Origin of the sequence: Mesorhizobium sp. KR9-304, assembly GCF_040049215.1 — a bacterium.
GTDB lineage: Bacteria > Pseudomonadota > Alphaproteobacteria > Rhizobiales > Rhizobiaceae > Mesorhizobium_K.
On record NZ_JBDZDN010000007.1, the window covers coordinates 112,971 to 138,803 of the forward strand.

Below are 25,833 nucleotides of genomic sequence, written 5' to 3' on the forward strand. Positions count from 1 at the left end.
GCGCAGGCGTCCAGCGCCGCAGGGGCCGGACAGGATGCGGTCGCGCGCGCCATGCGCCGGCGCGGCGAGAAATCGCGGTTCTGGTGGCTGGTGCCGACGATCTACATCATCTTCCTGCTGCTGCCGATCTACTGGCTGGTCAATATGAGCTTCAAGACCAACCAGGAGATACTGGGAGCGTTCTCGCTCTGGCCGCGGGACCCGACGCTGCGCAACTATGCCGTGATCTTCACCGATCCGTCCTGGTACAAGGGCTACATCAACTCGATCATCTACGTGGTCATGAATACGGTGATTTCGATCGCTGTGGCGCTGCCGGCGGCTTACGCCTTCTCGCGCTACCGCTTCCTCGGCGACAAGCATCTCTTCTTCTGGCTGCTCACCAACCGCATGGCGCCGCCCGCCGTCTTCGCGCTGCCCTTCTTCCAGCTCTATTCGGCATTCGGGCTCATCGACACGCACATTGCGGTGGCACTGGCGCACTGCCTGTTCAACGTGCCGCTGGCGGTGTGGATCCTCGAAGGCTTCATGTCGGGCGTGCCGAAGGAAATCGACGAGACCGCCTATATCGACGGCTATTCCTTCCCGCGCTTCTTCGTGAAGATATTCATGCCGCTGATCGCGTCAGGCGTCGGCGTCGCCGCCTTCTTCTGCTTCATGTTCTCGTGGGTCGAACTCTTGATCGCGCGCACGCTGACGACGACCGACGCCAAGCCGATCGCCGCCATCATGACCCGCACGGTCTCGGCGTCGGGCCTTGACTGGGGCGTGCTCGCAGCGGCCGGCGTACTCACCATCATTCCGGGCGCGCTCGTCATCTGGTTCGTCCGCAACTACATCGCCAAGGGCTTTGCCCTTGGGCGGGTCTAAGGGGAGGGCGCCGCGGATGAACTTCGCCTGGATGGCCTGGACTTTGCCGACCGCCGCCTTCTTCGGCACCATCTTCCTCATGCTCGTCGGCATGGGCGTATGGGAATATTTTTCGCCTGGTGGCAATCCGCGCGTCGGTATCCTGCACTTCGAGACGACGCGCGGTGATCGCCTCTTTGTTTCGCTGCTTGGCAGCGCCTTTATCCATCTCGCTTGGCTGGGGCTCATCGGCCCCAGCCTGTGGTGGGCTCTCGCTCTCTCGGTGGTCTACGCGATTGGCGTATTCCGCTTTGTATAGAGGGGGAAACTGTTGGAGCGGCCGCGTGCCGGCGACCGCTCCAGATCGCACTTGAAACCTGAAAAGTGGAGGAAACGAAATGCGACGGCATCTACTAACATCAACGACTGCGCTTGCACTGCTCTTCGGTGCGGGTCAGGCCTATGCCGGAATGGACGAGGCCAAGGCGTTCCTCGACGCCGAGATCGGCGAACTGTCGACGCTGGACCGCGGCGCCCAGGAAGCCGAGATGCAGTGGTTTATCGACGCTGCCAAGCCTTTCGCAGGCATGGATATCAAGGTGGTTTCGGAGACCATTGCCACGCACCAGTATGAATCGGAGGTGCTGGCGCCGGCGTTCACGGCGATCACTGGGATCAAGATCACCCATGACCTGATCGGCGAGGGCGACGTGATCGAGAAGCTGCAGACGCAAATGCAGTCGGGCGAGAACATCTACGACGCCTATGTCAACGATTCCGACCTGATTGGCACCCACTGGCGCTACCAGCAGGCCCGCAGCCTGACCGACTGGATGGCGAACGAGGGCAAGGACGCCACCAACCCGAACCTCGATCTCGCCGACTTCATCGGCACGTCGTTCACGACTGCTCCCGACGGCAAGCTCTACCAGTTGCCCGACCAGCAGTTCGCGAACCTCTACTGGTTCCGCTACGACTGGTTCAACGACGAGAAAAACAAGGCGGACTTCAAGGCCAAGTACGGCTACGACCTCGGTGTGCCCGTCAACTGGTCGGCCTATGAGGACATCGCCGAGTTCTTCACCGGCCGCGAGATCGACGGCAAGAAGGTCTTCGGCCACATGGACTACGGCAAGAAGGACCCGTCGCTCGGCTGGCGCTTCACCGACGCCTGGCTGTCGATGGCAGGCAATGGCGACAAGGGTATCCCGAACGGCAAACCGGTCGACGAATGGGGCATCAAGGTCGACGAGAATTCGCGGCCGGTCGGCTCGTGCGTCGCCCGAGGTGGCGATACCAACGGTCCAGCAGCCGTATATTCGATCCAGAAGTATCTCGACTGGATGAAGGCCTATGCGCCGCCAGCGGCCCAGGGAATGACCTTCAGCGAATCGGGGCCGGTTCCCTCGCAGGGCGAGGTCGCCCAGCAGATGTTCACCTACACAGCCTTTACAGCCTCCTTTGTAACGGAGGGGTTGCCGGTGGTGAACGCGGACGGCACGCCGAAGTGGCGTTTCGCACCGTCGCCGCATGGCGTCTACTGGAAGGATGGCATGAAGCTCGGCTATCAGGACGTGGGTTCCTGGACGCTCCTTAAGTCGACGCCGGACGACCGCGCCAAGGCAGCATGGCTCTACGCGCAGTTCGTCACGTCGAAGACGGTGGACGTGAAGAAGAGCCATGTCGGCCTGACGCTCATCCGCGAATCGACGATCCAGCACAAGTCGTTCACGGAGCGAGCGCCCAAGCTCGGTGGTCTGATCGAGTTCTACCGTTCGCCGGCCCGTGTCCAGTGGTCGCCGACCGGTACGAACATCCCGGATTATCCGAAGCTGGCGCAGCTCTGGTGGCAGGCGATCGGCGACGCGTCGTCGGGCGCCAAGACGCCCCAGGAAGCGATGGACTCGCTCTGCGCCGAGCAGGAAAGCGTCTTGGAACGCCTCGAGCGTGCCGGCGTCATGGGCGACATGGGTCCGAAGCTCGCCGAGGAGCATGATCTCGCATACTGGAACGCGGAAGCGGTCAAGGCCGGCAATCTCGCGCCGCAGCTCAAGATCGAGAACGAGAAGGAAAAGCCGATCACCATCAACTACGACGAGTTGGTGAAGAGCTGGCAGTAAACATCGTTCGGGCGTCCGCGCCCGGATATCTGAAGAACGGGGAGGCGGCGCCATGCCGTCTCCCTGTTCGGTTAAGCGGAGGGATCATGACCGGCTACATCCTCGCCATAGACCAAGGCACCACATCCTCCCGCGCCATCGTCTTCGACGGCGCGATGAAGGTGGCGGGCGTCGGCCAGAAGGAATTCACGCAGTTCTATCCGGCGTCGGGCTGGGTCGAGCACGATCCGGAGGAAATCTGGCAGAGCGTGGTGTGGGCCGCGAAGGAAGCGCTGCGGAAAGCCAAGTTAAAGGCCGGCGACATCGCGGCCATAGGCATCACCAACCAGCGCGAGACGGTGGTGATCTGGGACAAGGCGACCGGCAAGCCGATCCACAAGGCCATTGTCTGGCAGGATCGGCGCACCGCGCCGCTCTGCGCGAAGCTGAAGAGGGCCGGGCTGGAGAAAAAATTCGCGCGCAAGACCGGGCTGCTGCTCGACCCCTATTTCTCGGGCACCAAGATCGCCTGGCTGCTGGACAACGTCAAAGGCGCCCGCAGGCGCGCCGAGAAGGGCGAGCTTCTTGCCGGCACCATCGACAGCTTCCTCATCTGGCGCCTGACCAGCGGCAAGGTGCACGCGACCGACGCCACCAATGCGTCGCGCACGCTGCTCTACAACATCGGCAAAAACGCGTGGGACGCCGAACTGCTCGAGCTATTGAAGGTCCCGGCAAAACTCCTGCCCGTGGTGAAGGACTGTGCCGACGACTACGGCATCGCCGACAAGGCCATCTTCGGCGCGGCGATCCCGATCCTCGGCGTTGCCGGCGACCAGCATGCTGCGACCATCGGCCAGGCCTGCTTCAACCCGGGCATGATGAAATCGACCTACGGCACCGGCTGCTTTGCGCTGCTCAACACCGGAGCCGACATCGTGCGTTCGAAGAACCGCCTGCTCACAACCATCGCTTACCGTCTCGACGGCAAGACCACCTATGCGCTCGAAGGCTCGATCTTCATCGCCGGCGCGGCCGTTCAGTGGCTGCGCGACGGGGCGAAGATGATCTCCAAGGCCGCGCATAGCGGCGAGCTGGCCGCACAAGCGGACGAGACCCAGAACGTCTATCTCGTGCCGGCCTTCGTCGGTCTGGGCGCCCCACATTGGGATGCGCATGCGCGGGGCGCGATCTTCGGGCTGACGCGCAACTCGGGCCCGGCCGAATTCGCGCGCGCGGCGCTCGAGGCCGTCGCCTACCAGACGCGCGACCTGCTCGACGCTATGAAGAAGGACTGGATAGGAGCTTCGGCCGGCACGGTGCTGAGGGTAGACGGCGGCATGGTGGCCTCGGACTGGACCATGCAGAGGCTGGCCGACATTCTGGACGCACCGGTCGACCGCCCGGAGATATTGGAGACGACGGCGCTGGGTGCTGCCTGGCTCGCAGGCTCGCGGGCGGGCGTCTGGCCGAAAGCAGCGGACTTCGCAAGAAGCTGGGCGCTGGAGCGCCGCTTCAAGCCCGGGATGGACGAGAAGACGCGCGCGGCGAAACTGAGGGGCTGGCGCGACGCCGTCCGGCGCACGCTCAGCACCTGACGCAGGAAACCCGCGCCGTTTTCACGACGCGGGCTTTCAAGGAAACGAGTCAGCTATCAGCTATAAGGCGAGTAGCACTGCCTGCGCGGGCCGTCGTAGGGCTGGAACGTATTGTCGTACGCGCGATACGAGCGATAGCGGTCATAGCACCACTGGACGTGCGCGCTGCCGCCGCCGCGATAATAGGTGTTGCTGTTGGCGATCGCGCCGCCGATGATCGCGCCGGCAATGAAGGCGCCGCCCGGGAACCACCAGCCGTTGTTGTAGTAGTTGTAGCCTGGACGCTTGTAGCGGTAGCCGCGATGGCCGTTGTAGTAGCCATGGTTGTTTTGCTTGTAAAAACCGCTGTTGCGTCGGAAGTTTCGGCGCTTCTTGCGCCAGTGGTAGTCGACCGAGACCACGTCCGATGCCTGGAGCGGCTGGGTCTGCGGCACATAGACCGGCGCGGCCGTCGCGGGCACCGCGCCGGCAATTGCGAACGAAGCCGCAAGCGCCGTGGCGCACAGGGCCGAAAAGAGCTTTCTCATAATAGATTCCTTTGTCCGAGACGGTTGTCCGTGTCCCTTGTCGCAGGAAACGGCCGATTGGATAAATAGTTCCCATGTTTATCAAGATTGCCTAATCGTAATGATCCGGCATTGATTCAAATCAAGCTGCATGCCGCTCCCGCCCTGGCGCCGCGGGGCTGATTCCGGCCGCGGGGAGGCGGCCTGCCGGTAGGCTTTTTACGGTTGACCCGTCCGGGCACTCTCCCTATGTTCCGCGCAATTTCGGGGGCGGCATTCGCGCCTCGCGGGAGCGCGTAGCTCAGCCGGTAGAGCAACTGACTTTTAATCAGTAGGTCCAGGGTTCGAATCCCTGCGCGCTCACCAGAAATTTCTAAATAAAATCATAGCGGTAACGGGAAGCGCAACTTTCCGTTCCGTTGCGATTTACGGCTCCGGGTAACGCATGGGGTAACAAAATTTCGGAAAGAGCCTTCGTTTACAACAGTCGCGACACTTTCGTTCGGGTTCGCCCGGCGCCACCTACGGCAGCGCCATGAGGGCACCTGAAATTGCCACCGGTTACCGCGCCCAGATCCATTGCCGCGCGCCGTCGGAGTTCATGCCGCTGGCACAATTCCCTCGTCGGTAAGGTCTGTCGGCATCGAGCATCCGCGTTGTTGACCATCGCGTGCTGGGGCGCCTCGCCGTGTCCTACGCAACCCGGGACGCGACACTAGGCGGCAAGCTTATCGACCAGCCGTTCGACGCTAGTAAAGTGCCATTGCCCGCCAGGCGCCTAGCGGGAGTGGAGGAGGTTCTTGGCTTCCTTCAAATCGATGCGGAAGCTGTATCCATGGGTCTGGAGGAGTTGCAGTAAATGAGGCCCATCAATGAGAGTTATTGGCTTGCCCTTGGCAAAGGCAAATGCATCAGGGCCAAACGAACTCGTTGTCACAAGAAACCCTCGATTGGCTCCTTCGTTCTGTACGGTCCCGAATAGGTCCCTTACCGCCGAAACCTCGACAGTGTTCACGTATCGCTTTGCCTGAATCACGAATTTGCCGCCATGGATAGGGTCAGGATCGTGAACAATGGCATCGACACCGTAGTCGCGACTGGCCCGGGTAACGTGAACCTCTGCCAATGCATTGCGAGCGGAGAACATCTTCGAGAACAACTCCCGAACGATGTGTTCGAAGTCTTCCCAATTCATCGCCGCCAGGTTCGTCTTGGAGTCGAGTTTATCGACGACCTCGCGGCCCTTAACGATTCTTTTGTCGTCGGTGTCGAACACTAGGACCGGACGAACCGCAGACAGATCCTGAAATGATGGGGAAGCGACACCTTTCAGAGACCTGAAGCAAAGCTTGGGATCGACTTCGGCGATGTTAATGTTCCCGAATTCCTCACGCGTTGCGGCGAGGGAACCTACGATCTGGTTCATTTGTCGGCCATTGCTTCGATTGATGAAGCTGAGCCGCACATTCACGCCAACGAAATTGACAGACTTCAGTCCGGGTGTTGTGAACACCTCATGGATCAGGCGAAGCGGAATAGAGTGGACAAGAAGCTCCTGCGCCGCTCGGACCTCCTTCTCTGACGCGGGTCGTATTTTGGTTGCGAGTTCGACAGCAAACGGGACCTTTTCGAGATCAGGCAAAGACAGCGTGTAAAGCAGAACGCCTTCAGTGGGATCAAACCTGACCTCGATTTCCCGGCCAAGTGCGAGTGGCATCGGTATCGCGCGATAAAGCAGAGCCGCCAAAGCTTCTATGCCCTGCTTCGATGTCGGCTCGACGCCTTTCGCAAGCGGATCCAGGGCCGCTCGTTCCTCATCGAATCGGCGCTTATTGGTCAAGTAGGCATTCGTGGCCTGTTCTAGGGTCAGGACCTATAAATAGGCCCCAAACTCAATGGCCGCTCCTACCAAGAGCAAAAACCGGGCTATGTCCGGGTTGCGGACAAAACGGACGTTCCGTGCTTCGCGTCGCCACTTCCGTTCAGTCGGCCGTTACCCAGAGTCTGGCTGCCTTAGGCCATGGATCGCGAGAAGGGGGTCTGCGGGCCACCTGTCCACTAACTCACGACGATCACCAATGCCCTCGATCTGGCGAGAGTCAAACACGACGCGAAGCAGCTTTTCCTTTAGGCCTACGGCTATGGGCTCTTTCACAACGAGAGTTCGCTGAAACACAGTTCCGACAATAACGTCGAGCAAGAACTGAGTGTCATCAAAGGTAAGATCTCCACGGGCCTTGGCGCGGTCGAGAGCCTCGGCTGCAGACTTGCGCCAGGGATAAACGAATCTATCACGGAAGATTTCCGCCATCACCTTGTCTTCGCTTGCAGTGGTGATCGCGGCGAATATGACGATTGAGGCGAGCCGTCGCGAGAAAGTCTCAATGAGTTGGCTGATCGCCGCGTCCAAGTCGGCAAAGGAATTTCCGGTGTCGGGTACCTCGCCGATGGATATGTCGTTCCCGGCTGCCTCAAGGACCAGCTCGCCCTTCGTGCGCCACCAGCGATAGATGGTGGCTTTGCTGACGGCGGCCTTTTTCGCAACCCCTTCGACCGTCAAGCGGGCGTAGCCCTCCTTCAAGAGCTGGGTTCGAACAGTCGAAAGAATCGCGTCCTTCGAGTTCTCGCTTCTCGGGCGACCAGTCCTCTTGTTGTCACTTTCTGTTTCGTTCCGCATCGCATTCCCGCGCGTTCAGCCGATGTGGTGTAGAGCGGATTTTCCCCATCTTGACAAGAATCGAAACGGTACGCATCGTATATTAATCTGAGAATAGACATGGTGGGGTGCAGCATGAGCGCCATTCGCCGCTTTGCCGACACCCATCCATTCTGGTTCGTCGTCGCCTTGTCCATCTTTCAGCCAGCACTCGCCATCCCGGTTGTCGCCGTGGGCAAGGCTCTGGGCACGTCGTTGGAACCTATTCGCCTGGCCGTGCCCGTCGTCCAGTCAGTGTTCATCATCTGGTTCATCTGGACCATGGGATGGAGCCGGGCCTGCGGACTTACCGGCACGGTGCGGAACGCCTACCTTCTGATATTCCCGGCCATCGTTCATTTTGTTCCGGCACTGCTCCATGGCACGGTTTCGATCCCGGCGGCCGGGGTATCACTGTTCTTTTTCGCCGTACTTACGACCGGGATCAGCGAGGAGGGGTTGACGCGCGGCGTCGCGATCCCGCTGCTCCTGAGGTACGGCAAGTGGGCCGCTGTCTTGTTGGCGGCGGTGATGTTTTCGTTGGGGCACCTGACCAACGCCTTCTTTCAGGATCTCTCGCTCTTCGCTTGGATCGAAGTGTTCGCGGCGACATTTGGGATGGGTGTGCTCTACGGTGCCCTGCTTCTGCGGACCGGCAGCCTCTTGCCGTTGATCTATCTGCACACGATCGAGGACTACATCTATGTGACCTCCGGCACTGCTGGGCCCTACGTCGCGGTCCCGCTTGGGTTTGGTCCGCATCTGTTGTTGTCCGGCGCCTATATCTTGGCGGGACTATTGCTGATGTTCACCGTCACTGAGGAAGACATCGCCGAGCGAATGCTCGGCGGCACCGCCGAAGGGGCGGGAGCGGCCTAATGCTCAGGATGCTGGTCGCTCTCGCCAGCGTCGTCTCGGCTGGGCTGGTCGAGGCCCAGACCCGCGACGACCTTGCGGCCGCGGTTGCTGCCGTTGAGGCTTCGGCTCCGGCAGCGCTTGTCAGGCACGGCGTGCCAGGGGTTGCCGTGGCCATGGTGATCGACGGCGAACCCGTCTGGGCCGGCGGCTTTGGCGTCGCGGATGTCGAGACCGGGGCCCGAGTGACCGCGGACTCGGTTTTCGAGATCGCCTCAGTCACAAAGCCGGTCACAGCCTGGGCGATGCTGAGGTTGGCCGAAGAAGGACGGATCGACCTAGACGCGCCGATCGAAACCTACCTTGGCGGCTGGACCTTGCCGCCGTCGGAGTTCGACCATTCCGGGGTGACGGGACGTTCAATCCTGGCGCACGGGGCCGGGCTGGGTGCTGGCGGCGATTCCGGCGGCCCCCCGGCGGCTTCGGTTCCGACGCTTGTCGAGGCCGCAAACGGCGCCGGGATGGAATACGGGCCGATCCGGGTCACCCATCCACCGGGAGAAGCCTACCATTATTCCTCCAAGGGCTTCGTCCTACTGGAAATGGCTGTCGAGACCATCACCGGCGAGCCCTTCGCCTTGTATGTGACCCGTGAAGTCCTTGACCCGCTTGGGATGACCGACAGTTCATTCGGCTGGACGCCTGGGCTTGAGGCGCGGGCCGCCTGGGGTCACGACTGGTACGGCAGGCGGCTGCCGCATTACAGCCATGCAACCAAAGCGCAGGGCGGAATTGTTGCGACCGCGACCGACGTGGCGAAGTTCCTCGCGGCCTCGATGAGCGGTCCGGACGGGGTCGAACCGGGTCGCGGCGTGATCTCGCCGGGTTCAGTGAAGGCCACCTTCACCCCGTTTCCCTTCGAAGCTGACCAGAGCGCGGTCGGCCTCGGCTACAACCTGCACCTGGATGGTGAGACGCTGGTCGCGCGGAAGAGCGGCGACCACCGTGGCTACAAAGCGATTGTTTTCTCAATGCCCGAGATCGGCGCAGGGCTGGTAATCCTTGCGAACAGCGACCGTGCCGCGCCTGGAATATTCGCCGACATTGCGTGTCCCTGGAGCGAAGCCTTGCCCGGCAATCCGATGCGCAATGTTTGCGGTCAACTCCGGACTCTCCGCAACGCGCACTGGTTTGCCGGGGGAATTGCAGCGCTGATTGGTCTCTTGATCAGCGGGAGAGTGGTGGTGGACCTGCGCCGGAGAAAGAGGGACGGTCCCAGGCAGTCCTCAGCGTTGCGTCGCGTGTTTGCACTGTTGCTCCTCGCGTTGCTCATGGGTTGGTGGGTCTATTGGTATTCTGACATCCCTCTGCGTCTGCAGGGCTTCCCCCCGACGTTCTACACTGTCAGAGCGACTCTATGGCCCACTGCCTTCGTTTGGGTGAGCCTCGGTCTCAGTGCACTTATCGCGGGGGTCTGCCTCGCGGTGCTCAGTCCGAGAAAACCTGGGCAAACCCGGGCATAGTGATCGCGAGGTCACGTACCTCTCCAACATCCACGGTTCGCTTGTTTCCTCATACCTGATCCGAAAGGCGCGTCGAGCAAATTGGAAGTCCTCTTCGGGCTCTGAGCCGACATCTGACGGTTTTTGTCGGATGACGGGTTTGTCCCGGACCGCGGACATCACTCGTTGCTTCCATCGGCGTCGCCATCGTGATTCAAGGGCGGCAGGAGGATTGTCCATGTCGCATCTATACTGGCTCGACCAAGCGCGCCTGAAACGCATCGAGCACATGTTCCCGAAACCACGCGGCGTTGCTCGCTCTGACGACCGTACGGTTCTGAGCGGAATAATCCATGTCATCCGCAATGGCCTGCGATGGCGGGATGCACCAGCCGAGTATGGTCCGCACAAAACACTCTACAATCGGTTTGTGCGATGGTCACGCCTGGGTGTCTTTGCGCGCATCTTCCGGGAACTGGCAGAACCGGGGTCGGACGGTGAAACCATCATGATCGACAGCACCAACCTGAAAGCGCACCGAACGGCGGTAAGCCTCTCAAAAGGGGGACTCGGACGCGAGCCATAGGTCGAACCAAAGGTGGTCTGAACAGCAAGTTGCACACGGTCTGCGACGGACGCGGGCGACCTCTGACTTTCTTCCTCTCAGTCGGGCAAATGAGCGATGCCAAAGGTGCGCTGGTTTTGCTTGGCAGCCTGCCACCCGCCAAAACGCTGCTGGGCGACAAAGGATATGATGCAGACTGGTTCCGGGTGGCGCTGGCCAAGCGCGGCATCAGTGCGTGCATTCCCGCCCGTCGAGGACGACGGAATCCTGCCGACCACGATGCCACGCTCTATCGCAAGCGGCACCGGGTCAAGAACTTGTTTGCTCGACTGAAGGACTGGCGTCGTATCGCGACCCGTTATGACCGATGCGGAGAACTGTTCCTGTCGGCAGTCTGCATCGCCGCAACCGTCATCTTTTGGTTATGAGTCCTGACCCTAGTTCCACCTGGAGCGCATTATGTTTCGTTCGATATTCGACAATCTGCTCGTCGTAGCGCGCCATACTGGACTCATAGGTTCGCTTGGCACTATCCCAACGGCCCCGATCTAGCTCCCACTTTTCAGTTGAGGCATCAAACAGGCGTTTTGCTTCCTGTTCTCGTCTGGACCAACTGCCGGACAACACGTCGTAGAGTCTTCTCAAGAACGCCTTCTTTTTCTTGGGAGCAAACTGAGCCCACATAGGCTGATCCGGTAACTTAGGGGGCTGGCCCGGATGGGCAGGTTCGGCAGGAGGGTCAGCGCTTAGCGTTGGCGGGGGTGGATATGCGCGACCGGCGAGTGCCTGGATTCTGCTGAGGGCCGACACAGAGCCAACGCGCGTCAGACCCCTCAACTGCGGGAGAAAAATCACGCCGGCATCGCCGGAGTCGAGGCTCTGAGGCTTCAGCACGGAATCATAATTTTGGTAATCATGCCTAACCACACACGGCCAAACCTGAGGAGCGCTAAATGCCTCGCCAGCCCCGAAAAATGTGTTTGTGTGATTTCGACGACGGTAACGCGCCATCCCCCAAACTCCAATGGTTCTCCAAGTACAGCATAAATGAAAATCGGCTGAAAGTAGGTGGGCTAGACGCGGCGGCTTGCGGGGCCTCAGTCTAGATCTTCGAGCGTCTGCCGGCATAGTCGCGCCATTGCCTGGACAGCGGCCAAGGCCGCCATTGTGCTCTTCGTTCGGCCCCCGTGTCGATAGCTGCCGTTCGCCTTGCCTTCAGGAGCGCCACCACGCGCACCGTGGACCCTGCAGACACTCCAGCCCCTGACGGACGGCGCCCGACAGGGCAGGCCCGATCGCTTCGACGTGGCTTTGCACCGCGGCGCCAGGTTCATGAGGTTGACGTTGTTTTTTTCCGCCATCCTACCCCCCATGCTTCCACGGGTCAGTCGCTCCGGTTTCGATCAGGGGCGGTTCCTCGTCGCTCACTCAGCGGCCATCCGCTCGACCATGAGGTTAACGTAGTCGCTTATCCCCTCGACGGCTTCTCCATTAGGATCGGCGCCTATAGAGGCCGGTTCGGGACAAAAGCCATAGGCGACCTCTTGGGCCGCTTCGGCATTCGTCATGGGCGGATTCTGCTTTAGAAGCGCTACGGCGGCACGACCAATCAAACACGCAACGTAATCGTCTTCCGGGCTCGCGAAGGCCGGGCTTGCCGTGAAAAGCAGTGCTGCAATAAGCGCGGTTTTCATCTGGTTCCTCCGGTGTGCACGTCGCCGACGATGGCCTGGCCGCCGGGATGCACATGCACATGCTCGACAGTCATCTTCTGCTCGCCGCCGGTGCGATAGCGTTTCAGCGCTTCGACTTGGGCGGCGAAAGTCCGCGCCAGCTTGTTGAAGGCGCGCTCGGCGCTGTCCTGCTGAGGTATCGTGTCGACATGGGCGAGGCGACGGGCGAACGTCATCGTCGATAGGTGCACCGCTGCCATCTGCGAGGCCAGCATGGCTTCGATCTGATCCCTCGGATTTATGCCTTGCACAATCGATGCGACAAAGGCCGTGCCTTTTTGGTCGGGCACCTTGCCTGGGCTGCCGATATTTACAAGCTGGCCAACCAGACCGTCGATAAAGTTCTCATCGGTCGACCCGAAGACCCACCCGGTCTTGTCAGCGCAGGTGGTGACATGGGTGCCATCGACCTTGATGAGCGGCTTTGTCCGCACAGGCTTATCGATTGCTGGCGAGGGTTTAGGCTGTTTCGAGAGCGGCGTCATGGGTATGGCTTTCCCTCATCGAGCGGCGATGCTGGGGTCGGCCTTGGTAAGCCGATAAACGGGCGGATCGTTTGGCCCGCGTCCGCCCGGATGGACGCACTCAATTAGCCCACAGTCCACCAAGGTTTTGCGCGCGGCCTTCATGGTATTGGTAGCCCACCCCAGCGTCTCCGCATACGCCTTGCTCAGATAGAAGTCGCGCCCCCAATGATGCCGCATAAGCAGCGACAGGAAGGCGAAGGCGCGCGGATCGGATGCCGCCAACTGGTCAACAATCGAATGCCGGACGACGACACGCTCACCGTGGCCGAACCAGTTTTTGCCCGCGACTTCGTAGCCCCAAGCGGATTCCACGATCTTGAGCACCTCGTCCACAGGCAGCGGCTCGCAATAGCCCCGATTGTGTTCCATCGTCCTCACCATCAGTTCCTCTATGTTGCGAATGCCCCGTGCCATCTTCATGCACTCCCGCCAGAGGGTATCGTTCCGGGCGCCGTCCGATTTCTCGGAAGCTTCCCTTGGAGGAGGAGAGGAAAGAGGGAAGAGGGTGTTCTGTTTCTTATTGGGGTCAGAATTTAACCCCCTCATCGTCGGCAGTCGGTCGAGGTCGTCGAGGCTTCCCTGCACGATCTCGTATCGGCCATTGGTGCCGATGGAAGGCGGTGCCACAACGAAGCCGTCGCCCAGGATATCGATTGGCCTGTCGGGTTCCGGCCGCACCTTCCGGCTCTCGCCGTTGTTGCGATACCACGCTTGGAAATTGCCCGAACCGCTGCGCACGATGAAAGGCGTCGGCCCGTGGCGACTGAGCCCGTCCGCAAGAACGCGATCGTCTGGCGTATCCACGTCCAGGACAGTGATGCGGTTCCGGCGGCAGGCGAAGCCGAAGGCGTCATTGTCAGGGAACCGGAGCGCGAGCTGGCCGCTAGTCTTTGCACCAATCTTGAGATAGCCCCGAACGGCCGGCGTCTTGTCCGGCCGAACAGGGAAGGTGGCCACGCCATGCTCGGCATAGAGTGGCTGCCACTCGGCGAAGGCGCCCACCTAGGCGCACCTCGCGAACAGGTCGCCGGGCTGTCTGTCATGGTGCCGGCGGTGGTGGAAACGGCAGAGCCAGTCGATGCTCAGCGGGACCGAATAGTCTTCGTGATGCGCTTCAGCCGCTGCACCGCAAATCCAGCAGGGCAGACGTTGAAGTTCGCCGCGGCGGATCGCGCGGGCAACGACGCCGTGTGCCCGGATTGCCGCCGGGTGCCGGCGGTTCCAGCGAAGTTGAGGGGAGATGCGCTTCATCATCACGCACCTCCCGACACATAGCCGAACAAGCCGGCGTCCGAGAGTTGAGACGATCGTCTGGACGGGCTCGCCGACGCGGTGAATATTGATTGCCCAGCCAGCGCCCCAGCGCTCGATACGAAAATGGCCGGCGGGTTTCGCCGCCAGCCATCCGAGACGTTATCAAAGGAAGGCTTTATGCTCATCATGCGGCCCCCCGCATCTGCGCAGCTTCCCAAGCCTCGATGTCGGCAATGCGCCAATATCGATAGCGGCCCAAGTAGACGGGCTGGGGGAAGTTCATTTTCTCGTCGCGTAGCCATCTCCAGATCGTCATGTCGGAGACGCCGTAGCGATCGAGAACCTTTCGGGCGGGTAGGAAGCCGGTAGTGGATGAATCGCCGCACCCGGCGAAATGCGAATTGCGCGCCTGACCCTGTTGTGCTTGATTATTCATGCGTAGGGGATTCCTCTGCGTGGAGGAGGCTCCCGAAAGGGAGACCTTGATCATCGATGGAAAACAGCCGGGCACTGGCCTCAGAAACCCGCCCGGCTGTTTCTATTTCCGCGAAAGACCGCTTCGAATCCCCGCGTTAGCACGAAATCTAACCCGCCCGAATCATCGGACGCAAGGTCCGGCGGCCTTTCACCAATGCCTTTCCCCGCTTTCCCCCCCAAGCGAAATGTTCTTTCTCCGTTCGCAACGTGCACCAACAAGCATCAACGTGCATCAACCTGCATGAACCTGCCTGAAAACAGCGGATAAGCATCACGACAATGTGACATGCAAAGCCGGTGGAAACCTACCCTCGGGCCAGCGGAATCACGTTGTCGGCGGCCGTCCCGGACACAAGTGTCTCGACGTAGCGGCCCCACGCCTCCAGCGCCGTCTTTTTCTGCTTTAGATAGCCCGCCCGGTTATAGGTGCCGGCGACGCCGCCTCGGCTGCCGCTGATATGGTTGAGGGTGGCCTCGACGATATGCGGGTCGATCGCCAACTCGTCGTTCATCATGGTGCTGACGGTCCTGCGCAGATCATGCAGGGACCAGTGCGGCACTTCCTCGCCCGCCAGTTCCTCCATCTTCGCTCGACATAGCTCCACGGGCTTGGTGAAGCCGCTAGGCGAGGTTTTCCCGTTCGTCGTAAATAGCAGCCGCCTGTCGCTCTTGATGCGCGGCACGGCCTCTAGAATGGCAAGCACCGGCTTCGACAAGGGCACGACATGCTCGCGGCGGTTTTTCGTCCGGTCGGCGCCGATCGTCCAGACGGAACCGTCGAGCTCGCTGTCGGTCATCTCCGAGACTTCGGACTTGCGCTGCCCTGTCAGAAGCAGCAGCCGGAAGATCGGTTGAAACGGATGCCCGAGCGCTTCCGTCGCCTGCCAGAACAGTTTTATCTCGGCTGCCGTGAAATGCCGCTCACGGGCTTCCTCGGCCGCCTTGTTCCATACGACAGGGGAGGCGTCGATAATGTCTCGACGTGCAGCCCAGGCGAACAGCGGCGATATCGCGCTATAGGTCCGGTTAGCGACATATGGCGCGCCGCGGTCGACAATGCCGTCGAGCAGGTCAATTACGTCGCGCTTCCTGATGTCCTGAATCCGCTTCGCGCCCCACACGTCCGGCACAATCAACTGGTCGAGCAGACGCTTCGTCTCGGCAATGGTGCGCGGCTTCGGCTTGGCGTTCTTTCTGGTCGCCCTGCCGGCCTCGTAGTGCTTGAGATACGTCTCAACGATCTCGGGGAACAGATCGCGCGTGGATTGCGCCTCGTCCTTCTGCGCTGCCTTCCTCGCCTTCTTTTCTCGGGCCGGGTCGAGTTCCGAGTTTTCGATTGCCGCAGTTGCCAGCTTGCGCGCCGTGGCGAGCGCAGGGAAGCCGTCGAGCGTCAGCTTGCGCGGCTTGCCCTCATGGCGATAGCGCACCGCCCATGACTTCTTCCCGGACGGCTGGATGACGAGATAGAGCCCCTTGCAGCCGCCGTCCGGTATCTCCCGTCGGGCCGCCCCTGGCTTCGCGTTTTTGATGGCAATATCGGTGAGCCGTACCGCCATTGTGTTACCCCGGATCGTTGTGGGGTAACAGATTTGGCCCGTTTGCGGCCGCTACCCCGTGTTAGTATCACGGGCTAACATGCCTTACAAATCCAAGCTTTGCAAGGGAATGAGCGCCTACGGAACGACTGAATTGTTGCGCCCCGTTAGCCTGTCTGGACAGACTTTTAATCAGTAGGTCCAGGGTTCGAATCCCTGCGCGCTCACCAGAAAACGTATCTTTATCAATGCTTTGCAGGAGGCCGGTTGCTGCCGAGCGGTGGCCGGTTGGCTGTGTCTTCAGGATGTCCGCAAATTCCGGCTCAGCGACGCTCCCGGTGTGCCGGCCACGCGTTCTGAATCGCTGCGAAGAAAAATGCGGTCGTCAGCCCAAACAGAATCAGCCCGTTCACCGCCTCGATCGATCCGAGTAGCCGCCAGTCATTCGTAAGGAAGACGTTGGAGTGGCCGTAACTCGTGATTGCGCTGAGGGAATAAAGCATCGCGACAGAGATGTCGGGCAAAGCTCCGATCGCCACATAGAGGAAAGCCCAGGCCAGCGCTTCGAGCGAATGAAGGGTTGCGGCAAACAATGCGATGACCGCGACCGACACGATGAAGTCAAACAGGTTGCGTTTTGAAGGAATAATCTCGGGGACCAGAGCCCGGGTGATGACCATGAACATCGCGACATGGACAACCACCGTCGTGACGAGGAGCGGCAAGCCCCACAGCCAGTTGTTTGCCCAAAACATGAACTCGTCTCCGCGCGGCCACGACACCGCGAAGCGGCGTACAGGATGTTGCGCCGGTTCGCCACCCGCCCGGTTCAATTCGCCGGTGAGGCAAACTCCGTCGTGAATACGGTGCCGCCGATGCCAGCCGCGAGCGCGGGCGAGAAGCTGAATGGCACGCACCCTTCCAAAGCCTTCGTTGCAGCCTCGACAAAAGCCTGCCTCGCCGCCTCGTCGCCGGGAACGTTGATGGCGGTCGGCATCGGCGGGCCGATCAGCGCGCCGTCACGATTGAAGCTGAAGCTCAATGTGACCTCGGAGCCCTCGGTTCCGGATGGCGGATGCCAGCACGCCTGTATCGCAGCGCCGACCTCATCCATGGTGTCGAACGGCTCCGCACCGGATTGAAAGGTGGCGCCCATCAGGAGCAATGCGGCGATCGATATGGTTGCGCGGACATGGTTCATTGCGAGGTCTCGGGCTTCGGGCAGCGGTCTGGTCGATCCATGATACGAAACAAGATGAAATTCGGGAAGATCGGCTCCGGCCAATGGCTCGAGCCGCCTACCTTATCTCCTCCAGTATATGATCGTAGAGCAGCTTGGCGGCCGGCGAGAGCGCGCGGTTGCGCGCCATGATCAGGCTGTAGGGCTGCACGTCGACGTCGAAGGATGTCGGCAGGATCTCGATCGCGCCGGCCAGCCCGTCCGCGGCGTTGACGAACTTCGCCATGTCGAGCGCCACCGGCGCGATGGCGTCCGACTGCGCCACCATCACCAGCGTCAGCAACAGCGAGGTGGTGTTCAGGATGCGGTCGGGCAGGGGCACGCTGCGGCTCATGAAGATCGTCTCGATGGTGCGCCTGAGCAGCGAGCCTCCCGGCTGGAACACCCAGTCGTAGCCGGTCAGTTGCTCGAGTTCGACCGTCCGTCCGTCGGCCAGCGGGTGGCCGCGGCGCACGATCAGGCAGGCCTTCTCGATGCCGATGACGCGCGCCTCGAAGAGGCGCGGATTGAGGTCGTCGGGGATGCGCGCGATGATGAAGTCGTGCCGCGAGGCAAGAAGCTCGCGGGCCAGCACGCCGCTGGTGTCGACCTGCACGCTGATCTCGATGCGCGGAAAGTTCTTGCGGATGCGCCGGATCGCCGGCACGGCGAGCCCGATCGCGGGCGCGGTCACCGCGCCGAGGAACACCGCGCCGCCCTTGCCGGACCTGAGATCGGAGATCTCGCGGTCGATCTCGCGCAGTTCGAGCAGCATGGTACGGGCGCGGCGCGCCAGCGCCGCCCCGAACGGGGTCAGTTCGACGCCTCGCGGCAGCCGGCGGCAGAGCGGCACGCCGAGTATGTCCTCCATCTCCGCGATCATGCGCGAGGCGGCCGGCTGCGAGATATTGAGCATATGGGCCGCGGCGCTGATCTGGCCGCTGTCCTCAATCGCCACGATCATGCGCATATGCGTGACCTTGAGCGCGCTGCGCAGCAGGCCTTCCGTGTCTTCGCCGCGCGGCTCTGGATCTGCCCTGTAGACCGATCTTTCCAAAGATTATCCTCGATTGAAACGTTGCACCACGTAAGCTGACATATCAGGAAATTATGCCATATGTCGGAAAATGCATTTGACAGTTATATCGATTGAAGCCAGTTTCCGCCTGTCTTTTGACTGGCCGTCTGGGCGCACTCGCACAGCGGCATGGTTCGACGGACGCTCTGGGAGGATACCAAACACGAAAAGCCTGCGCCGAGGCGACAGGCATAAAAGGCGGCCCGGCAATTCCGGCCGCGGCACATCATCACCAAGGGAGAATCAGAGTGAAAATCATCAAGGCATTGGTCGGCGCGCTTGCGCTCGGCCTCGCGACCACGAGCTACGGCGCCTATGCGCAGGACAAGGGCCTCGTCGGCGTGCTGATGCCCACCAAGACCTCGCAGCGCTGGATCAACGACGGCGACGCCGTGAAGTCCCAGCTCGAGGCCCTGGGCTACACGGTCGACCTGCAATACGCGCAGGACGACATCCCGAACCAGCTCAGCCAGCTTGAAAACGAGATCACTAAGGGCCCGAAGGCGCTGATCATCGCCTCGATCGACGGCACCACCCTGTCGGACGCGCTGCAGAAGGCCGCAGACGCCGGCGTCGTCGTCGTCGCCTATGACCGCCTGATCAAGAAGACCCCGAACGTCGACTACTACACCACCTTCGACAATTTCGGCGTCGGCGTGATCCAGGCCAACTCGCTGGTCAAGGGCCTCAAGGAACGCTTCCCCGACACCAAGCCGTGGAATGTCGAGCTGTTCGGCGGCTCGCCGGACGACAACAACGCCTTCTTCTTCTATGACGGCGCCATGAGCGTTCTGCAGCCGCTGATCGACGACGGCTCGATCGTCATCAAGTCCGGCCAGACCGGCATGGACAAGGTTGGAACGCTGCGCTGGCTCGCCGCAACCGCCCAGGCCCGCATGGACAATCTGCTGTCGGCCAACTACTCCGACGGCAGCCGCGTCGACGGCGTTCTTTCGCCCTATGACGGCCTGTCGCGCGGCATCACCGCATCGCTGCGCGCCGTGGGTTACGGCACCGACGCCCAGCCCTGGCCGATCGTGACCGGCCAGGACGCCGAGACCGCCTCGGTCAAGCTGATCATCTCTGGCGAGCAGTATTCGACGGTGTTCAAGGACACCCGCGAGCTGGCCAAGGCGACCGTCGAGCTGGTCGACAAGGTGCTCTCGGGCGGCAAGCCGGAAGGCCTCGACGAGAAGACCTACAACAACGACGTCAAGATCGTTCCCTCGATCCTGCTGACACCGCATGACGTCGACGTCTCGAACTACCAGGCGCTGGTCGTCGACTCCGGCTACATCAAGGCTGAAGAGCTGCAGTAAGGCTTTGACATACGAAGGGCTCCGCGCGTTTGCGCGGGGCCCTTTTCGTTGATCGGTGACCCCGATAGTGTTGCGGGGGTCCGCAGGAGCAATATTCCCGATGGCTTCCACGATTTTGGAGATGCGCGGCATCACCAAGACGTTTCCCGGCGTCAAGGCTCTGTCCAACGTCAACCTCAGCGTGGAGGAGGGCGAGATTCACGCCGTGGTCGGCGAGAACGGCGCCGGCAAGTCTACGCTGATGAAGGTGCTGTCGGGCGTCTATCCTGATGGAACCTATGACGGCCAGATCATTTTTCGCGGCGAGGAATGCAAGTTCAGGGGCATCCACGACAGCGAACGCCAGGGCATCGTCATCATCCACCAAGAACTCGCCCTGGTGCCGATGCTGTCGATCGCCGAGAACATCTTTCTCGGCAACGAACACGCCACATACGGGGTCATCGACTGGAACGCCAACGAGGCGCGCACCAGCGCGCTCTTGAAGAAGGTCGGGCTGAACGAGGACCCCAAGACCCTCATCACCAATATCGGCGTCGGCAAACAGCAACTGGTCGAGATCGCCAAGGCGCTGAGTAAGGAAGTGCGCCTGCTCATCCTCGACGAGCCGACCGCCAGCCTGTCGGAAAAGGACAGCCAGGCGCTGCTCGACCTGCTGCTCGAATTCAAGCGCCAGGGCATCACCTCGATTCTCATCTCCCACAAGCTGAACGAGGTGAACCGCGTCGCCGATCACGTCACCATCATCCGCGACGGCCAGACCATCGAGACGCTCGCCAAGCAGGATATCAGCGAAGACCGCATCATCACCTCGATGGTCGGCCGCGCGCTCGAAGACCGCTATCCGCCCCGCGAGCCCAAGATAGGCGAGATCGTCTTCGAGGTGAAGAACTGGTCGGTCTACCACCCGATCCATGCCGACCGGCAGGTCATCAAGGGCATCGACATCAATGTTCGCAAGGGCGAGGTGGTGGGCATTGCAGGGCTGATGGGAGCCGGACGCACCGAGTTCGCCATGAGCCTGTTCGGACGATCCTATGGCCGCCGCATCACCGGTGAGGTGCTGTTCAGGGGCAAGCCGATCGACACGTCTTCTGTAGGCAAGGCTGTCCAGCACGGCATCGCGTATGTGACCGAGGACCGCAAGACCTACGGGCTCAACCTGATCGACCACATCAAGCACAACATCTCGCTGGCCAATCTCGGCGGCGTGTCCAGGCACGGCGTGATCGACGATCTCAGAGAACTCGCCGCCGCCAACGACTATCGCGCCAGGACCAATATCCGGGCATCGAGCGTCTACCAGATGACCGGCAATCTCTCGGGCGGCAACCAGCAGAAGGTCGTGCTGTCGAAATGGCTCTTCGCCAACCCGGAAGTGCTGATCCTCGACGAGCCGACACGCGGCATAGACGTCGGCGCCAAATATGAAATCTACACGATCATCGCGCGGCTCGCGGCGGAGGGTAAGGCGATCATCGTCATCTCGTCGGAAATGCCAGAACTGCTCGGCATAACCGACCGCATCTACGTCATGAACGAAGGACGCATGGTCGGCGAAATGGCGGCAACGGACGCCAGCCAAGAGAAGATCATGCGCGCCATCGTTCGCGGAGAAGGAAAAGCAGCGTCATGAGCACCGAAAGCACTCCGACCCCACGCACCGGCGTAGCCCAGGATATTCAGCCGACGCCGCGCTTCGCCGTTTCGGCGCTGGTCACCAACCTGCGCGAATACGGACTCGTGCTCGCGCTGATCGCCATCATGGTCTTCTTCCAGTTCACCACGAACGGCACGCTGTTCAAGCCGGTGAACCTCAGCAACCTGGTGCAGCAGAACAGCTTCATCATCGTGATGGCGCTCGGCATGCTGCTGGTCATCGTGTCCGGTCACATCGACCTCAGCGTCGGCTCGGTCGCGGGGTTCATCGGCGCGCTTTCCGCCATGATGATGGTGATCTGGCCGCTCGGTTTTCTCAGCAACCCCCTCGTCGTGTCGATAGTCTGCCTCGTTATCGGCGGCGCCATCGGCGCGGCGCAGGGCTACTGGGTCGCCTATCACCGAATACCGAGCTTCATCGTCACGCTCGCCGGTATGCTGATTTTCCGCGGCATGTGCCAGGCGCTGCTCGGCGGCGGCTCGTCGGTCGGACCGCTTCCCGACGGCTTCAAGGCGCTGAGCTCAGGCTTCATTCCCGATCTGATCGGCACGTGGACGATCGTTCCGCCGGTCGTCAACGCCGCCGGCAAGACCATCGTCGGCAGCGGCATTTCCCTGCACATGACCACCATCGTCATCGGCATCATTGGCGTGCTGGCCTACATCTATTTCGGCCTCAAGGCGCGCCGCACGCGCGAAAAGCATGGCTATCACGCCGAGCCCTTCGCGCTGTTCACGGTGAAAACGCTGGTCATCAGCGCACTCATATTGTTCCTGGTCTACCAGTTCGCGACCTACCGGGGCCTGCCGATCGTGCTGGTGGTGATGGGCTTGCTGATCGGGCTATTCGTCTTCGTCACCAAAAGGATGACGATCGGCCGCCGCATCTACGCCATGGGCGGCAACGCCAAGGCCGCGCAATTGTCCGGCATCAACATAGAGCGGCTGACCCTGATCGTGTTCATCAACATGGGCGTGCTGTCGGCGCTCGGCGGGCTGATCATCGCGGCTCGCCTCGGGCAGGCGGTGCCGGCTGCGGGCCTGGGCAGCGAGCTCGACGTCATCGCCGCCGTGTTCATCGGCGGCGCCTCGGCGATGGGCGGCGTCGGCCAGGTCATCGGGGCCGTGGTCGGTGGCTTCATCATGGGTGTGATGAACAACGGCATGTCGATCATGGGCGTCAATGTCGACTGGCAGCAGGTGGTGAAGGGCCTGGTGCTGCTCGGCGCGGTGGTCTTCGACGTCTACAACAAGAACAAGGCTTAGGGCTGGCAAACACGCCGGCAACACGTCCTGACATCCGGATGCGCGCCGCAAATCAGGATCTTGGAGCACAACTCGCTTCCCTCGACGGGCGGCGGACAGGAATTTGCGCTGGAAACCTGCGGAAGACCGCGCGAGCGCACCGCGGCGAGGAGGATTGAGGCATGCTGATTTCACAGGTTGTCGACGCGTCGGACATGATCCAGGTGGTGGCGCGCACCAATGGCGCCACCCGGGTCGTGAACGGCGCGAAAAGCGTCTACTCGCTGGCGCTGGAGGCCGCCCGCAGCGGCAGCGGGCTGGCGGCGTTGATCGAACGGAAGGGGTTCGGCAAGACCGTCGATCTCGACGCGGCCTATCGCCAGGGCCGGCTGATTTCACCGATCAACCATCCCGACGCCGCGCATCTGCACCTCACCGGGACCGGCCTGACCCATCTCGGCTCGGCTTCGACCCGCGACGCCATGCACAAGAAGCTGACGGCCGACGGCGAGGAGACGCTGACGGATTCGATGAAGATGTTCCGCATGGGGCTCGAAGCCGGCAAGCCTGAGAAGGGCGAGGTCGGCGTCCAGCCGGAATGGTTTTACAAGGGCAACGGCACCATGGCGGTCGCGCCCGGCGCGCCGCTGCTCTCGCCTGCTTTCGCCAAGGACGGCGGCGAGGAGCCGGAGATCGCGGGCATCTACGTCATCGGCGACGACGGCACGCCCTTCCGCGTCGGTTTCGCGCTCTCCAACGAGTTCTCCGATCACGTCACCGAGCGCGTCAACTACCTCTACCTCGCGCATTCGAAGCTCAGGAACGCCTCCTACGGACCGGAACTGCTGGTCGGCGACCTGCCGGCGGACATCCGCGGCACCTCGAAAATCCTGCGTGGCGGCAAGACGCTGTGGGAAAAGCCGTTCCTGTCTGGCGAGGCGAACATGTCGCACACCATCGCCAATCTCGAGCACCACCATTTCAAGTACACGCTGTTCCGCCAGCCCGGCGACGTGCACATCCACATGTTCGGCACCGCGACGCTCTCCTTCGCGGATGGCGTGAAGACCGAGGAAGGCGACGTCTTTGAGATCTCCGCCCCCGACTTCGGCCTGCCGCTGCGCAACCCGCTGAAGATCGAGGCGCCGGAGGATGTCGCGGTAAGGGCGCTCTGACGCGGCGGGACCCGCCGAAGCGACCACATGCCACGCGTTCGTGACTGGAGCGCGGACAGGCGCGCGTCTATAAGCTGCCCGCGAGCAATCGGGCGAAGCTGAATGGCGCTGGATGTCGGCTATGTGAGCGCAATAGGGGCGGGGGCGCTGTCCTTCCTGTCGCCCTGCGTGCTGCCGCTCGTGCCGCCTTATCTCTGCTACATGGCCGGGGTTTCGGTCGACGATTTTCGCACCAACACCATCGAAGCCGCGCGGTCGGGCGTGCGCACGGCGCTGCTTCTGTCCTCGCTTGCCTTCGTGCTCGGTTTCACCACGGTTTTCGTGGCGCTCGGCGCCGGCGCCTCGACCATCGGCCGCCTGCTGCGCGTCTGGCAGGAGCCGCTGGCGATCGCGGCCGGCGTGCTCATCATCATCATGGGTCTGAATTTCCTCGGCGTGATCCGCATCCCGTTCCTCTTGCGGGACGCCCGCTTCCATGCGCAGGGAAGACCCGCGAACGCGATCACGGCCTATGTCATGGGCCTCGCCTTCGCTTTCGGCTGGACGCCCTGCATCGGCCCGGTGCTGGGTCCGATCCTGACGCTCGCCGGGGGCCGCGAGACGGTGGGCGAAGGCGCGCTACTGCTCTTCGCCTATTCGATAGGCCTCGGAATCCCCTTCCTGATCGCCGCGCTGTTTTCCAGTGCCTTCATGCGCTTCCTGCAGCGCTTCCGCATCCATCTCGGCCGCGTCGAAAAGGTGATCGGCGGATTGCTGGTGATCGCCGGCGTGCTGTTCCTCACCGGTGGTGTGCAAACCGCAGCCTACTGGCTGCTGGAGGCATTTCCGGGACTGGCGCGGCTGGGTTGATTGGGCATTGGCCAAGCCGAATTGCGCCACCCAAACTGCTGGCGCATAGCGCGGTCGCCCTGTACTGCTGCTGACTGACGGTTCGCCTCTGCGTCCCGACCAGGAGTCTTGCACAAATGTTCAAACAGCTCCTCGCTGCCGCTCTGGCCGGTCTTTCCGTTTGCCTATCCTTGATCCAGCCGGCGAGCGGAGAAGAGCCCGTCACGATCGAAAGCCGCTACGCGGATGTGAACGGCGTGCGCTTGCACTATCTTGCGGCCGGCGCCGGCGATCCCGTCGTGCTGTTGCATGGATATGCGCAGAACAGCCACATGTGGCGGCCACTGATTGCCGAACTTGCCAAGACGCATCTGGTGATAGCGCCCGACCTTCGCGGCTTCGGCGAGTCGGACAAGCCGGACAGCGGCTACGACAAGAAATCCATGGCGCAGGACATTCACGCCCTGACCACGTCGCTGGGCATTTCAAAAGTAGGGGTCGCCGGTCACGATATCGGTTTGATGGTCGCCTATGCCTACGCCGCCCAGTATCCCGCCGACGTAAGCCGCATCGCGCTAATGGACGCTTTTCTGCCGGGTGTAGGCGACTGGACACATGTCTGGCTGCTTCGCGATCTCTGGCATTTCCACTTCTATGGCAAGACGCCATTAGCCTTGGTCGACGGGCGCGAGCGCATCTATTTCGAGCATTTCTGGAACGATTTCGCCGCCGATCCCGAACACTCCGTGTCGGAGGCCGATCGTGTATTTTATGCGCAGGCATACGGGCAGCCCGGCGCGATGAAGGCCGGTTTCGAGGTATTCCGCGCCTTTGAGCAGGACGGCAAGGATTTCGCCGAGTTTGCCAAGACCAAGCTGACCATGCCCATGCTGGTGCTCAGCGGCGAAAAGGCCGGTGGGCAATTCCTGATCGATCAGGGACGCATGGTGGACGACAATGTCGAAGGGGTTTTGGTCATCGGTTCCGGCCACTGGCTGATCGACGAGGCGCCGGGCTAGGTCATTCCCAAGCTGGTGGAGTTTTTCTCCAACTAGGCAAGATCCGGCCCAAAATCCTCCAGGATTGGAGACGTATGGCAGCGGTGATAGAACTCA

25 protein-coding genes and 1 tRNA gene are annotated in these 25,833 nt (G+C 61.6%); 14 read left to right on the forward strand and 12 right to left on the reverse strand.

The features are described from left to right. Positions 1-51 precede the first annotated feature (51 nt). From ABLE71_RS24645 to glpK, 4 genes are all read left to right on the forward strand, one after another. Entirely contained in the window at positions 52-870 is an 819-nt protein-coding gene (locus tag ABLE71_RS24645) for a carbohydrate ABC transporter permease (protein WP_348786188.1), read from the forward strand. A gap of 16 nt (positions 871-886) precedes the next feature. Further along, the gene (locus tag ABLE71_RS24650; protein ID WP_348786124.1) at positions 887-1,168 is read left to right on the forward strand and encodes a DUF2160 domain-containing protein; all 282 of its coding nucleotides are present in this window, start codon (positions 887-889) and stop codon (positions 1,166-1,168) included. Between the two features lie 79 nt (positions 1,169-1,247). Further along, positions 1,248-2,969: an ABC transporter substrate-binding protein gene (locus tag ABLE71_RS24655; RefSeq protein ID WP_348786125.1), complete on the forward strand. Its 1,722-nt coding sequence runs from the start codon at positions 1,248-1,250 to the stop codon at positions 2,967-2,969. An 86-nt stretch (positions 2,970-3,055) separates the two neighbouring features. Further along, positions 3,056-4,546, forward strand: coding sequence for a glycerol kinase GlpK (gene glpK / locus ABLE71_RS24660; protein ID WP_348786126.1), 1,491 nt, complete (start codon positions 3,056-3,058; stop codon positions 4,544-4,546). A gap of 56 nt (positions 4,547-4,602) precedes the next feature. On the opposite strand, the gene ABLE71_RS24665 is transcribed toward glpK, so the two are convergent. Beyond that, positions 4,603-5,073 (reverse strand): BA14K family protein, encoded by a 471-nt coding sequence (locus tag ABLE71_RS24665; protein WP_348786127.1) that lies wholly within the window; start codon positions 5,071-5,073, stop codon positions 4,603-4,605. A gap of 269 nt (positions 5,074-5,342) precedes the next feature. Here ABLE71_RS24665 and ABLE71_RS24670 point away from each other — a divergent pair. Then, a tRNA-Lys gene (locus tag ABLE71_RS24670) sits at positions 5,343-5,418 on the forward strand. Positions 5,419-5,830: 412 nt separating this feature from the next. Here the strand turns inward: ABLE71_RS24670 and ABLE71_RS24675 are convergent. Both ABLE71_RS24675 and ABLE71_RS24680 read right to left on the reverse strand, forming a co-directional pair. Next, positions 5,831-6,892, reverse strand: a complete 1,062-nt coding sequence (locus tag ABLE71_RS24675) for a restriction endonuclease (protein ID WP_348786128.1) — start codon at positions 6,890-6,892, stop codon at positions 5,831-5,833. A gap of 153 nt (positions 6,893-7,045) precedes the next feature. Further along, positions 7,046-7,729 (reverse strand): TetR/AcrR family transcriptional regulator, encoded by a 684-nt coding sequence (locus ABLE71_RS24680; protein ID WP_348786129.1) that lies wholly within the window; start codon positions 7,727-7,729, stop codon positions 7,046-7,048. A gap of 114 nt (positions 7,730-7,843) precedes the next feature. On the opposite strand from ABLE71_RS24680, the gene ABLE71_RS24685 reads away from it, so the two are divergent. The 3 genes from ABLE71_RS24685 (at position 7,844) to ABLE71_RS24695 (ending at position 11,097) form a co-directional block, all read left to right on the forward strand. After that, a complete protein-coding gene (locus ABLE71_RS24685) occupies positions 7,844-8,626 on the forward strand; it encodes a CPBP family intramembrane glutamic endopeptidase (protein ID WP_348786130.1) in 783 nt (260 codons plus the stop codon). Beyond that, positions 8,626-10,125 (forward strand): serine hydrolase domain-containing protein, encoded by a 1,500-nt coding sequence (locus tag ABLE71_RS24690; protein WP_348786131.1) that lies wholly within the window; start codon positions 8,626-8,628, stop codon positions 10,123-10,125. The genes ABLE71_RS24685 and ABLE71_RS24690 overlap by 1 nt, the downstream gene beginning before the upstream one ends. Before the next feature lie 217 nt (positions 10,126-10,342). Then, positions 10,343-11,097, forward strand: a protein-coding gene (locus ABLE71_RS24695) for an IS5 family transposase (RefSeq protein WP_348786132.1) whose coding sequence is annotated in 2 segments (ribosomal slippage) — positions 10,343-10,661 and positions 10,661-11,097 — 756 coding nt in all. Because the reading frame shifts where the segments join, the coding sequence is not laid out codon by codon here. Between the two features lie 996 nt (positions 11,098-12,093). On the opposite strand, the gene ABLE71_RS24700 is transcribed toward ABLE71_RS24695, so the two are convergent. The 9 genes from ABLE71_RS24700 to ABLE71_RS24740 form a co-directional block, all read right to left on the reverse strand. After that, the gene (locus ABLE71_RS24700; RefSeq protein ID WP_348786133.1) at positions 12,094-12,363 is read right to left on the reverse strand and encodes a hypothetical protein; all 270 of its coding nucleotides are present in this window, start codon (positions 12,361-12,363) and stop codon (positions 12,094-12,096) included. Then, positions 12,360-12,887, reverse strand: a complete 528-nt coding sequence (locus tag ABLE71_RS24705) for a hypothetical protein (protein WP_348786134.1) — start codon at positions 12,885-12,887, stop codon at positions 12,360-12,362. The genes ABLE71_RS24700 and ABLE71_RS24705 overlap by 4 nt, the downstream gene beginning before the upstream one ends. A 15-nt stretch (positions 12,888-12,902) precedes the next feature. Beyond that, positions 12,903-13,931 carry a bifunctional DNA primase/polymerase gene (locus tag ABLE71_RS24710; RefSeq protein WP_348786135.1) on the reverse strand — a complete coding sequence of 343 codons (1,029 nt, stop codon included), beginning with the start codon at positions 13,929-13,931 and terminating at the stop codon, positions 12,903-12,905. Beyond that, positions 13,932-14,183 carry a hypothetical protein gene (locus tag ABLE71_RS24715; protein WP_348786136.1) on the reverse strand — a complete coding sequence of 84 codons (252 nt, stop codon included), beginning with the start codon at positions 14,181-14,183 and terminating at the stop codon, positions 13,932-13,934. Between the two features lie 184 nt (positions 14,184-14,367). After that, positions 14,368-14,619: an AlpA family phage regulatory protein gene (locus tag ABLE71_RS24720; protein ID WP_348786137.1), complete on the reverse strand. Its 252-nt coding sequence runs from the start codon at positions 14,617-14,619 to the stop codon at positions 14,368-14,370. 346 nt (positions 14,620-14,965) lie between these two features. Next, on the reverse strand, positions 14,966-16,216 hold the full coding sequence (locus tag ABLE71_RS24725; protein WP_348786138.1) for an integrase arm-type DNA-binding domain-containing protein: 1,251 nt from the start codon (positions 16,214-16,216) through the stop codon (positions 14,966-14,968). A 302-nt stretch (positions 16,217-16,518) separates the two neighbouring features. Next, entirely contained in the window at positions 16,519-16,950 is a 432-nt protein-coding gene (locus ABLE71_RS24730) for a hypothetical protein (protein ID WP_348786139.1), read from the reverse strand. 74 nt (positions 16,951-17,024) lie between these two features. Beyond that, positions 17,025-17,351 (reverse strand): hypothetical protein, encoded by a 327-nt coding sequence (locus tag ABLE71_RS24735; RefSeq protein ID WP_348786189.1) that lies wholly within the window; start codon positions 17,349-17,351, stop codon positions 17,025-17,027. A 142-nt stretch (positions 17,352-17,493) separates the two neighbouring features. Beyond that, positions 17,494-18,471 carry a LysR family transcriptional regulator gene (locus ABLE71_RS24740; RefSeq protein ID WP_348786140.1) on the reverse strand — a complete coding sequence of 326 codons (978 nt, stop codon included), beginning with the start codon at positions 18,469-18,471 and terminating at the stop codon, positions 17,494-17,496. Between the two features lie 269 nt (positions 18,472-18,740). Here ABLE71_RS24740 and chvE point away from each other — a divergent pair, with 269 nt between their 5' ends. The 6 genes from chvE (at position 18,741) to ABLE71_RS24770 (ending at position 25,737) form a co-directional block, all read left to right on the forward strand. Beyond that, entirely contained in the window at positions 18,741-19,811 is a 1,071-nt protein-coding gene (chvE, locus tag ABLE71_RS24745) for a multiple monosaccharide ABC transporter substrate-binding protein (RefSeq protein WP_348786141.1), read from the forward strand. A gap of 100 nt (positions 19,812-19,911) precedes the next feature. After that, a complete protein-coding gene (mmsA, locus tag ABLE71_RS24750; protein ID WP_348786142.1) occupies positions 19,912-21,447 on the forward strand; it encodes a multiple monosaccharide ABC transporter ATP-binding protein in 1,536 nt (511 codons plus the stop codon). Continuing rightward, positions 21,444-22,736: a multiple monosaccharide ABC transporter permease gene (mmsB, locus tag ABLE71_RS24755; protein WP_348786143.1), complete on the forward strand. Its 1,293-nt coding sequence runs from the start codon at positions 21,444-21,446 to the stop codon at positions 22,734-22,736. The genes mmsA and mmsB overlap by 4 nt, the downstream gene beginning before the upstream one ends. Positions 22,737-22,897: 161 nt before the next feature. Next, positions 22,898-23,890 (forward strand): AraD1 family protein, encoded by a 993-nt coding sequence (gene araD1 / locus ABLE71_RS24760; RefSeq protein WP_348786144.1) that lies wholly within the window; start codon positions 22,898-22,900, stop codon positions 23,888-23,890. Positions 23,891-23,992: 102 nt separating this feature from the next. Next, the gene (locus ABLE71_RS24765; RefSeq protein WP_348786145.1) at positions 23,993-24,739 is read left to right on the forward strand and encodes a cytochrome c biogenesis protein CcdA; all 747 of its coding nucleotides are present in this window, start codon (positions 23,993-23,995) and stop codon (positions 24,737-24,739) included. Between the two features lie 116 nt (positions 24,740-24,855). Beyond that, positions 24,856-25,737, forward strand: a complete 882-nt coding sequence (locus ABLE71_RS24770; RefSeq protein ID WP_348786146.1) for an alpha/beta hydrolase — start codon at positions 24,856-24,858, stop codon at positions 25,735-25,737. The last annotated feature ends 96 nt before the right edge of the window (positions 25,738-25,833 follow it).